General features: G+C 52.1%; 9 protein-coding genes. All 9 read right to left on the reverse strand.

The features are described 5' to 3' along the window. Window positions 1–43: 43 nt before the first annotated feature. Window positions 44–1,816, reverse strand: a complete 1,773-nt coding sequence (locus ABC831_RS22600) for an acetyl-CoA carboxylase carboxyltransferase subunit alpha (protein ID WP_425524617.1) — start codon at window positions 1,814–1,816, stop codon at window positions 44–46. Beyond that, the gene (locus tag ABC831_RS22605) at window positions 1,810–3,153 is read right to left on the reverse strand and encodes an acetyl-CoA carboxylase biotin carboxylase subunit (protein ID WP_343250338.1); all 1,344 of its coding nucleotides are present in this window, start codon (window positions 3,151–3,153) and stop codon (window positions 1,810–1,812) included. The genes ABC831_RS22600 and ABC831_RS22605 overlap by 7 nt, the downstream gene beginning before the upstream one ends. Before the next feature lie 8 nt (window positions 3,154–3,161). Then, a complete protein-coding gene (fabZ, locus tag ABC831_RS22610) occupies window positions 3,162–3,587 on the reverse strand; it encodes a 3-hydroxyacyl-ACP dehydratase FabZ (RefSeq protein ID WP_343250339.1) in 426 nt (141 codons plus the stop codon). A gap of 107 nt (window positions 3,588–3,694) precedes the next feature. After that, window positions 3,695–4,138 (reverse strand): acetyl-CoA carboxylase biotin carboxyl carrier protein, encoded by a 444-nt coding sequence (gene accB / locus ABC831_RS22615; protein WP_343250340.1) that lies wholly within the window; start codon window positions 4,136–4,138, stop codon window positions 3,695–3,697. A gap of 115 nt (window positions 4,139–4,253) precedes the next feature. Beyond that, window positions 4,254–5,489, reverse strand: coding sequence for a beta-ketoacyl-ACP synthase II (gene fabF / locus ABC831_RS22620; RefSeq protein ID WP_343250341.1), 1,236 nt, complete (start codon window positions 5,487–5,489; stop codon window positions 4,254–4,256). Continuing rightward, window positions 5,486–6,226 (reverse strand): 3-oxoacyl-[acyl-carrier-protein] reductase, encoded by a 741-nt coding sequence (gene fabG / locus ABC831_RS22625; RefSeq protein WP_343250342.1) that lies wholly within the window; start codon window positions 6,224–6,226, stop codon window positions 5,486–5,488. The genes fabF and fabG overlap by 4 nt, the downstream gene beginning before the upstream one ends. Next, window positions 6,220–7,140 carry an ACP S-malonyltransferase gene (gene fabD / locus ABC831_RS22630; RefSeq protein ID WP_343250343.1) on the reverse strand — a complete coding sequence of 307 codons (921 nt, stop codon included), beginning with the start codon at window positions 7,138–7,140 and terminating at the stop codon, window positions 6,220–6,222. Before fabD ends, fabG begins: the two co-directional genes overlap by 7 nt. A 170-nt stretch (window positions 7,141–7,310) precedes the next feature. Next, entirely contained in the window at window positions 7,311–8,249 is a 939-nt protein-coding gene (gene fabK, locus ABC831_RS22635) for an enoyl-[acyl-carrier-protein] reductase FabK (protein WP_343250344.1), read from the reverse strand. Further along, complete coding sequence (gene acpP / locus ABC831_RS22640; protein WP_343250345.1) at window positions 8,250–8,480, reverse strand: acyl carrier protein; 231 nt, start codon at window positions 8,478–8,480, stop codon at window positions 8,250–8,252. It lies immediately after the preceding gene. Window positions 8,481–8,746 lie beyond the last annotated feature (266 nt).

Genomic DNA, 8,746 nt, shown 5'->3' on the forward strand with positions numbered 1-8,746 from the left:
GCTTTGGGAATACACATTTCCAGTATTTTGAGAATACATGTTTCTAGTATTTCAGAAAACGCTCATAACGCTGGCCGGCGATCTCTTCTTTGTCCTTACTCAGATAGTTTTGCAGGAACTTACGGATTTCGTTTTTCATGGGACCGCAGATTTCTTCCAGGTTATGGGGATTTGCAGGCTCTGGTTCCGGTATGATTTTATCTATGACTTTAAGTTCCGACAGGTCCGACGCGGTTATTTTCATGACCTCAGCCGCTTCATCACATCTTTTGCTGTCTTTCCACAGGATCGATGCGAACCCTTCCGGAGACAGTACGGAGTATACGGCATTTTCCATCATCCAGACTTCATTTCCCACAGCCAGAGCCAGGGCTCCGCCGCTGCCTCCTTCTCCGATGACGATGCAAAGGACCGGCACCTGCAGCGCGGACATTTCCAACAGATTTCTGGCGATGGCTTCTCCCTGTCCCCGTTCCTCGGCCTCTAACCCACAGAACGCTCCGGGGGTATCTACAAAAGTAATCACCGGACGGCCGAATTTTTCCGCCTGCTTCATCAATCGAAGCGCTTTGCGGTATCCTTCGGGATTCGGCATACCGAAGTTGCGGAATACATTTTCTTTCGTATTACGTCCCTTTTGCTGCCCGATCACGGTTACCGGTATCTCGTCCAGCCAGGCAAGGCCTCCGACTACTGCCCCGTCATCCCGGAAAGTACGGTCTCCATGCAGTTCCATGAAATCTTCAAACAGCGTCTGGATATAATCCACTGCAGTGGCACGGTCCGGCATTCTGGCCGTGCGGACGCGCTCCCATGCAGACCTTTCTGTAGCATTGCCGGCATCTATAGGTTCTGTATTTCCTGTGTCCGGGCCATTGGCACGGTCCGTCAAAACAGCATGATGCTGATCAGCGGACTGGACCTTAGCAGAGTTGGACTTCTGAATAGACTTTTGAATAGACCTCTGAATAGGCTTATGCATCAGGATCAGTCTGTGCAAGGTGTCTTTCAGGTCTTTCCTCTCTACGATACCGTCGATGATTCCGTGTTCCACCAGGAATTCCGACCTCTGGAATCCCTCCGGAAGCTTCTGCCCTATGGTCTGCTCAATGACTCTGGGACCGGCAAAACCCACCAGCGCGCCCGGTTCCCCCAGAATAATGTCTCCCAGCATGGCGAAACTGGCCGTGACCCCGCCTGTAGTGGGATCGGTTAACACGGAAATATAGAGCAGTCCCGCGTCGGAGTGGCGCTTCAGGGCCGCCGCCGTCTTGGCCATCTGCATCAGGGAAATCATCCCTTCCTGCATCCTGGCTCCGCCGGAGCAGGTGAAGATAACCAGCGGAAGCCGCCGGGCGGTGGCGCGTTCAATGGCTCTGGTCAGTTTTTCCCCGACCATGTGACCCATGCTGCCCATCATAAATCGGGAATCACAGATCCCTAAGACGGCATCTTCCCCATAGATTTTCCCCTGCCCGGTGATGACAGCTTCGTTCAGCTTCGTCTTCTCCCTTGTCTGCTCCAATTTATCTTCATATCCTTTAAACTCCAGAGGGTTTCCGCCGTACAGATCCGCATCCCACTCTTCAAAGGTATGCCGGTCCACCACCATCCGAATCCGGTTTTTGGCCTTTACCCGGAAATATCCTCCGCATTTGTAACATACATAGCGGTTGGAGGCCACGTCCTCTTTGTAAAGCATTTCCCTGCATTTCGGACATTTGATCCATAGGCCCTCGGGCACCTGGGGTTCTGCGCTGTCTTTTGTCTTATTCAGCGTTATATAGACCGGTTTTTTAAACATTTCTTTTAACATGGCAGATGCTCCTCAATAAAATGGGTATTGGTATTGCCGCTCTGAAAATCAGGATGATTGATGATCTCGTACTGGAAATCAATATTTGTGGTAATTCCTTCGATGACCAGTTCCCCCAGTGTGCTCTGCATCTTCCGGATCGCCAGCTCCCGGTTTCTGTCATAGACGATCACCTTTACAATCATGGAATCATAATTGGGCGGAACCGTATAATCCTGGAACAGGGCGGTTTCGATCCGTACACCGTTACCGCCCGGCAGATGCAGATTCGTCACGGTTCCAGGACAGGGCATAAAGTGTCTGGCCGGGTTCTCCGCATTGATCCGGCATTCCAGCGCATGGCCGCGGATGGTGATCTCTTCCTGGGTAAAGCTTAGAGGCTCTCCCGCCGCGATGCGTATCTGCTCCCGTACCAGATCAATACCGGTTACCATCTCGGTTACCGGATGCTCCACCTGAATCCGTGTGTTCATTTCCATAAAATAATAACTGCCGTCTCTGTCCAGCAGGAATTCGATGGTTCCGGCATTTTCGTAACCGGCCGCTTTGGCAGCGCGGATCGCCGTGTCTCCCATTTCCCTGCGCAGTTTCTCATCGATGGCACAGGAGGGGGATTCCTCGATCAGCTTCTGATGTCGTCTCTGGATAGAACAGTCCCGTTCACCCAGCTGTACTACATGACCGTATTGATCCGCCAGAATCTGGAACTCGATATGCCGGGGGCGCTGTACATATTTTTCAATATACATGGCATCGTCGCCGAAAGCGTTGATCGATTCCCGTTGGGCGGTGGAAAACTGTCCCTCGAATTCTTCCGCTTTTTCCACGATACGCATCCCCTTGCCGCCTCCGCCTGAGGATGCCTTGACAATGACCGGATATCCGATCTGGTCCGCGGCTTTCCTGCCGTCCTGTACCGTATACACGGCTTCTTTTGTGCCCGGCACCACCGGAACCCCCGCCTCCATCATGGTATGTCTGGCTTCTGATTTATTTCCCATCCGGCTGATCACTTTCGCCGGGGGACCGATAAAAGTTATATGGCATTTCTCACACATTTCCACAAAGCGGCTGTTCTCCGATAAGAATCCGAATCCGGGGTGGATCGCGTCCGCTCCTGCTGCGATGGTGGCGCTTAAGATCCGCTCCATATTCAGATAGCTCTCCGCGGCCGGCGCAGGCCCAATGCAGATCGCTTCATCAGCCAGCTGGGCGTGAAGTGCATCCCGGTCCGCCTGTGAATAGACCGCCACGGTCTTTATCCCCATCTCCCGGCAGGCCCGGATGATCCGAACCGCGATCTCTCCTCTGTTGGCAATTAATATTTTCTGAAACATAGACACTCCTATCCGATGGCAAAGGTCAGCTCAGCTGACGCTGCGATCTGTCCATCCACCCGTGCCGTCGCTTTTCCGACGCCGATCGGGCCTTTTTGTTTGATCATTTCCACTTCCAGCGAAAGCACGTCGCCGGGCAGCACCTTCTTCTTAAACTTAGCCGAGTTGATCGCGCCAAAGTAGGCGATTTTCCCCTTGCATTCCGGCTGGCTTAAAATAACCACTGCGCCCACCTGTGCGAGGGCTTCTATAATCAATACCCCCGGCATCACCGGTTCCTGCGGAAAATGTCCGGCAAAAAAAGGTTCATTATAGGTGACACACTTCGTTCCCACCGCCCGTTTGCCCGGCTCCAGCTCTTCGATCCGGTCCACCAGCAAAAACGGCTGGCGGTGCGGGATGGTTTCCATAATCTGCTTAATATCCATAACCATGTCTCTATTCTCCTGCCCTTCGAATTTGGGACATGTCCATTTCGGTTTGGGACATGTCCGTTTCAGTTTGGACATGTCCCAGATCGATTTGGACATGTCCCCTTTCGTCAACGGATGCGGAAAAGAGGCTGGTCGTACTCTACCATCTGTTCATTGCCGATCAGAACTTCTTCCACAATGCCGTCGTATTCGCTTTCGATCTCATTCATCAGTTTCATTGCCTCCACGATACCCAGAACCTGACCTTTTTTCACGGTGTCTCCGGCCTGGACGAATGCTGCGGCATCTGGTGAAGGAGCATTGTAGAAGGTGCCCACCAATGGAGACTTGATAAGATTCCCTGCTGCGGCTTCCGTATCTGGTGCCGCTGTGACCGAAGGGATGGGGCCAGGCGCGGCCGTTACCTGAGAATTCTCTCCGCTTACATTCACGATCTGGGTGTCCCGACGGGACTCCAGGGAAATTTTCATATCCCCCTCTTCCAGTGTAAAACTGGACAGAGCGGATTCGGATACTGTATGGATCAATTTTATAATATTATCTAATTCCATAATTACCTCCAGTGGTGCATTTACTGCACCTTTTGTTCAGGTATGGGTGAACTTTATGTTCAACCGTACCTCCAGTGGTGCATTTACTGCACCTTTTATTCAGGGATGGGTGAACTTAAGGACGATATTTTCGGATCAGTACGCTGGCGTTATGACCGCCGAATCCCAGCGAGTTACTGAGTGCATACTCCACTTCCCCTGCAATACCGTTTCCCGGAACATAGTTGAGATCCAGTTCTTCATCCGGTACCTGGTACCCCGCAGTCGGGTGGATATAACTGTCCGTTATGGTTTTGACACAGGCAATCAATTCAACGGCGCCCGCGGCTCCCAGTAAATGTCCGACCATGGATTTGGTGGAGTTAACCTTAAGCTTGCAGGAATGCTCCCCAAATACTTTTTTTATCGCCCTGGTTTCAAACAGATCGTTGTGGTGGGTACTGGTGCCGTGCGCATTGATGTAGGTAATCTCATGAAGGTCTGCGCCGGATTCCTGAATGGCTCTGCGCATTGCCTGCGCGGCTCCCTCTCCGTCTTCCGCAGGAGAAGTAATGTGATAGGCGTCGCTGGTAGCTCCGTATCCGACTACCTCAGCCAGAATGCGTGCCCCCCTGTGCTTCGCATGCTCCAGTTCTTCCAGAATCAGGACGCCGGCGCCCTCACCCATGACAAAACCGTCTCGCTCCTTGTCAAAGGGAATGGAACAGCGGTCCGGGTCTTTGGAAGTGGACAGGGCCGTCAGGGCGGCAAATCCGGCTACTCCGATGGGCGTAATCGAGCTCTCCGCGCCTCCTGCCAGCATCACATCCGCATCACCAGTCTGAATACTGCGGTAGGCCTCCCCCACCGAGTGGGTCCCGCTGGCACAGGCAGTTACCACATTGATGCTTTTCCCTTTTAGCCCATATTGGATAGACACATTGCCGGCCGCCATATTTGTGATCATCAGAGGCACCAGCAGCGGGTTTACCCGGCCGGGCCCTTTTTCCAGCAGTTTCTGATGTTCCCGCTCCATGGCCTGCAGGCTTCCGATACCGCTGCTGACCGCACAGCCTACCATGTAGGGGTCCTCCTCTTCTATCTTAAGGTCCGCATCCGCTATGGCTTCCCCCGACGCAGCCACTGCATACTGGCAGAAGGCCTCCATTCGTTTTGCCGCCTTGAAGTCCATGTAATCTCTGGGGTTGAAATCCTTTACTTCTGCCGCGATGCATGCTTTGTATTCAGACGCATCGAATTTGGTTATTTCCCGGAATCCGGTTTTTCCTGCTTTTAAACCTTCCCAGAAGTCCTGTACATTGAGTCCGATGGGGGTGATCGCTCCCATACCCGTAATCACTACTCTTCTCATATCGCCATACCTCCGTCCACATGAATAATCTGTCCCGTTATATAACTGGCCTGATCGGAAGCTAAAAAGCTGACAACACCGGCGATCTCATCCGGAGTTCCCATCCGTCCCAGCGGGATCTGCGTCTTAACCTGTTCTTTCAGCTTATCCGTAAGTACAGCGGTCATGTCGGTCTGTATGAATCCGGGAGCCACCGCATTTACACGAATCCCGCGGCTGGCCAACTCCCTGGCCATGGTCTTGGTCAATCCGATCACTCCGGCCTTGGAAGCGGCATAATTCGCCTGCCCGGCATTTCCCAATACTCCGGAGACGCTGGAAATATTGATAATATTGCCGGCTCTTTGCTTAATCATCTGCCTGGCACTGTGCCGGATCGTATGGAAGGTTCCTTTCAGGTTGATATCCATCACCTGGTCGAAGTCTTCCTCACTCATCTTCATAATCAGGCCGTCCCGGGTGATACCCGCGTTATTTACCAGAATATCCAGCCGCCCGTACTTATCAACGACTGTCCGTATCATAGCTTCCACCTGCTGAAAATCCGCTACATTGCACTGATAGGTCATGGCAGTTCCGCCATTTTCCATTATCTTCCCTGCCGTCTCGTTGGCCGCCTGTTCAGAGCCGCTGTAATTGATGACAACCGCAGCTCCCTGTTCTGCTAACGAAAGCGCGATAGCCCTTCCGATTCCACGGCCCGCCCCGGTCACCAGCGCGATCTTATCTTTTAACATTTCATTTCCTCCATTACCTTCTTCAGGTCATCGGGCTTTTCGATATTCATCACTTTCGCATCTCTATGGATTTTTTTCACAAAACCGCTGAGTGTCCTTCCCGGACCAATTTCCAAAAAGGTATCGATACCGTCTGCAATCAGCCGTTCCACGCTCTGCTGCCATAAGACGGAGGAATAGACCTGTCTTCCCAGCAGAGGTTTGATCTCTTCCGAATCTGTCACATATTCCGCGGTCACATTTGTGATATAGGGGATCTGAGGGTTCCGAAGCAGGATAGGTCTTAACACCTCTTCCAGCTGCCTTCCCGCATGTTCTAATAATTTAGAGTGAAATGGTCCGCTGACTTTTAACGGAACTGTTCTTCTGGCTCCGGCCTCTTTTAATGACTCACAGGCTTTCGCCACCGCATTTTCCTCTCCGGTTATGACGATCTGTCCGGGGCAATTATAATTGGCGACAGACACGATACCTTCTGTCTCCCCGCAAATCTTCCGGATCAGCTCCGCGTCAGTTCCCATAACAGCCGCCATAGCACCTCCTGCCGGTACGGCTTCCTGCATCAGGATTCCCCTTTTGCGCACAACCGCCACCGCATCCGCAAAGCTCATGGCTTTTCCGGCCAGAATCGCCCCATACTCACCCAGGCTTAATCCGGCCGCCGCGTCCGCGCGGACCCCTTCCGCCTCGATAACGGCCAGCATGGCCGCCGAAACCGTCAGCATGGCTGCCTGTGTATATGCCGTTATATCCAGCCTCTCATTTTGCTCGAAGCAAAGCTCCTTCATATCCATAGAGAGAACATCCGAGGCCGTCTCAAATATCCGGCGGCTTTCTGCAAACTGATCATAAAATTCTTTTCCCATGCCGGCATACTGGGCTCCCTGCCCGGGAAATATAAAAGCTAGTTTCATATGTGTTTCTCCTGTTATTTTCATTTCTCAGCCTATTCCGCTTATAGCAGACCGAATTTCGCGTCACGATATACTTTGATATTCAAACCATTTATTCAAAAGAATGGAGACGCCTCTTCCGTTTTTTTATCAATCATAATATACGGATGAAAGTGTACGTCCCCTATGTTTTATCCTATGTTCCAGTCTTTCTCCAGCAAAGCTTTGGCTTCCCCGATCATTTCCTGAATGATTTCGGCACAGCTTTGCTCCTTCTTGACCAATCCGGCGATCTGTCCGGCCATTACCGTACCGCTCTTGACATCGCCATCCATCACTGCCTTACGAAGAGATCCCAGTGTCATATATTCCAGTTCTTCAAAGGAAGCGCCCTCCTGTTCCAATTTCAGATACTCTCTGGTCATTTGGTTACGCAGCGACCGCACCGGATGGCCGGTAGTGAGGCCCGTCACCTCGGAATCGATATCCCGGGCCTTTATCACTTTCTGTTTATAATTCTGATGTACAATGGATTCCTCCGCCACAACAAACCGGGTCCCCATCTGAACTGCTTCCGCTCCCAGCATCAGCGCAGCTGCCATTCCTCTGCCATCGCCGATACCGCCGGCCGCGATCACCGGGATCTGCACCGCATCCGCCACCTGCGGAACCAAGGCCATCGTAGTCGTCTGTCCGATATGTCCGCCGGACTCACATCCTTCCGCCACTACCGCGTCCGCCCCGTGTTTCTCCATCCGTTTCGCCAGCGCCACCGAAGCTACAACCGGGATCACACGAATCCCCGCCTCCTTCCACATAGGAATAAAAGGTTCCGGGTTCCCGGCCCCGGTAGTCACCGCAGCCACTTTCTCCTCTGTAACCATCAACGCGATATCCTTCGCATGGGGGCTCAATAACATAATATTTACGCCAAAAGGTTTATCCGTCAGCTCCCTAGCTTTCCTGATCTCATCCCTTACAACCTCCACAGGCGCGTTGGCTGCTCCGATCAGGCCGAAGCCTCCGGCCTGTGATACCGCCGCCGCCAGGGAATGTTCCGCCACCCAGGCCATTCCGCCCTGAATAACCGGATATTGTATATTCAGCAGTTCAGTTACTCTGGTTTTCATCTATTCCACACCTTTAGCTTTAAGGTAATCCATAACTTTGCCAACCGTAGTCAGTTCCGTGAGATCCTCCGCCGGAATTTCCACTTCATAATTTTCCTCCAGCGCCATAACCAGCTCGAACAGATCCAGCGAATCCGCGCCCAGGTCCTCCTTAAAAGAAGTTACCTCGGAAATCTCCGCTTCCTCCACATTCAACTGCTCCGCTATGATCTCTCTCATTTTTTCCAACATGATTATATTCTCCTTTATTTTGAACAACAAATATTTTGATATTCAAAGTATATCTCCCAGGTCCACTTCTGTCAATAGTTTTTTTGATAGGGTTTTATGTTCATTGTTACTATTCACGGCCAATTTTGGTAAATGGGGATTTTGTGAACGAAGGTCCGGGAAGGGAGGGAGGCGGTCCGGCCTTTGGAACCGGGCGGCGAATCCCGTGGGGCCAAATCACTTCGGCCGGACCTAAGAATGGCTAACTCCGAAGGCTGGAGAACCTC

The sequence above is a fragment of the Diplocloster hominis genome, from assembly GCF_032380655.1.
Classification (GTDB): domain Bacteria; phylum Bacillota; class Clostridia; order Lachnospirales; family Lachnospiraceae; genus Diplocloster; species Diplocloster hominis.

Coding starts and splice junctions, on each gene's coding strand:
- ABC831_RS22600 (WP_425524617.1), bottom strand. CDS start 1,816: ATGTTAAAAGAAATGTTTAAAAAACCGGTCTATATAACGCTGAATAAG.
- ABC831_RS22605 (WP_343250338.1), bottom strand. CDS start 3,153: ATGTTTCAGAAAATATTAATTGCCAACAGAGGAGAGATCGCGGTTCGG.
- fabZ (WP_343250339.1), bottom strand. CDS start 3,587: ATGGTTATGGATATTAAGCAGATTATGGAAACCATCCCGCACCGCCAG.
- accB (WP_343250340.1), bottom strand. CDS start 4,138: ATGGAATTAGATAATATTATAAAATTGATCCATACAGTATCCGAATCC.
- fabF (WP_343250341.1), bottom strand. CDS start 5,489: ATGAGAAGAGTAGTGATTACGGGTATGGGAGCGATCACCCCCATCGGA.
- fabG (WP_343250342.1), bottom strand. CDS start 6,226: ATGTTAAAAGATAAGATCGCGCTGGTGACCGGGGCGGGCCGTGGAATC.
- fabD (WP_343250343.1), bottom strand. CDS start 7,140: ATGAAACTAGCTTTTATATTTCCCGGGCAGGGAGCCCAGTATGCCGGC.
- fabK (WP_343250344.1), bottom strand. CDS start 8,249: ATGAAAACCAGAGTAACTGAACTGCTGAATATACAATATCCGGTTATT.
- acpP (WP_343250345.1), bottom strand. CDS start 8,480: ATGTTGGAAAAAATGAGAGAGATCATAGCGGAGCAGTTGAATGTGGAG.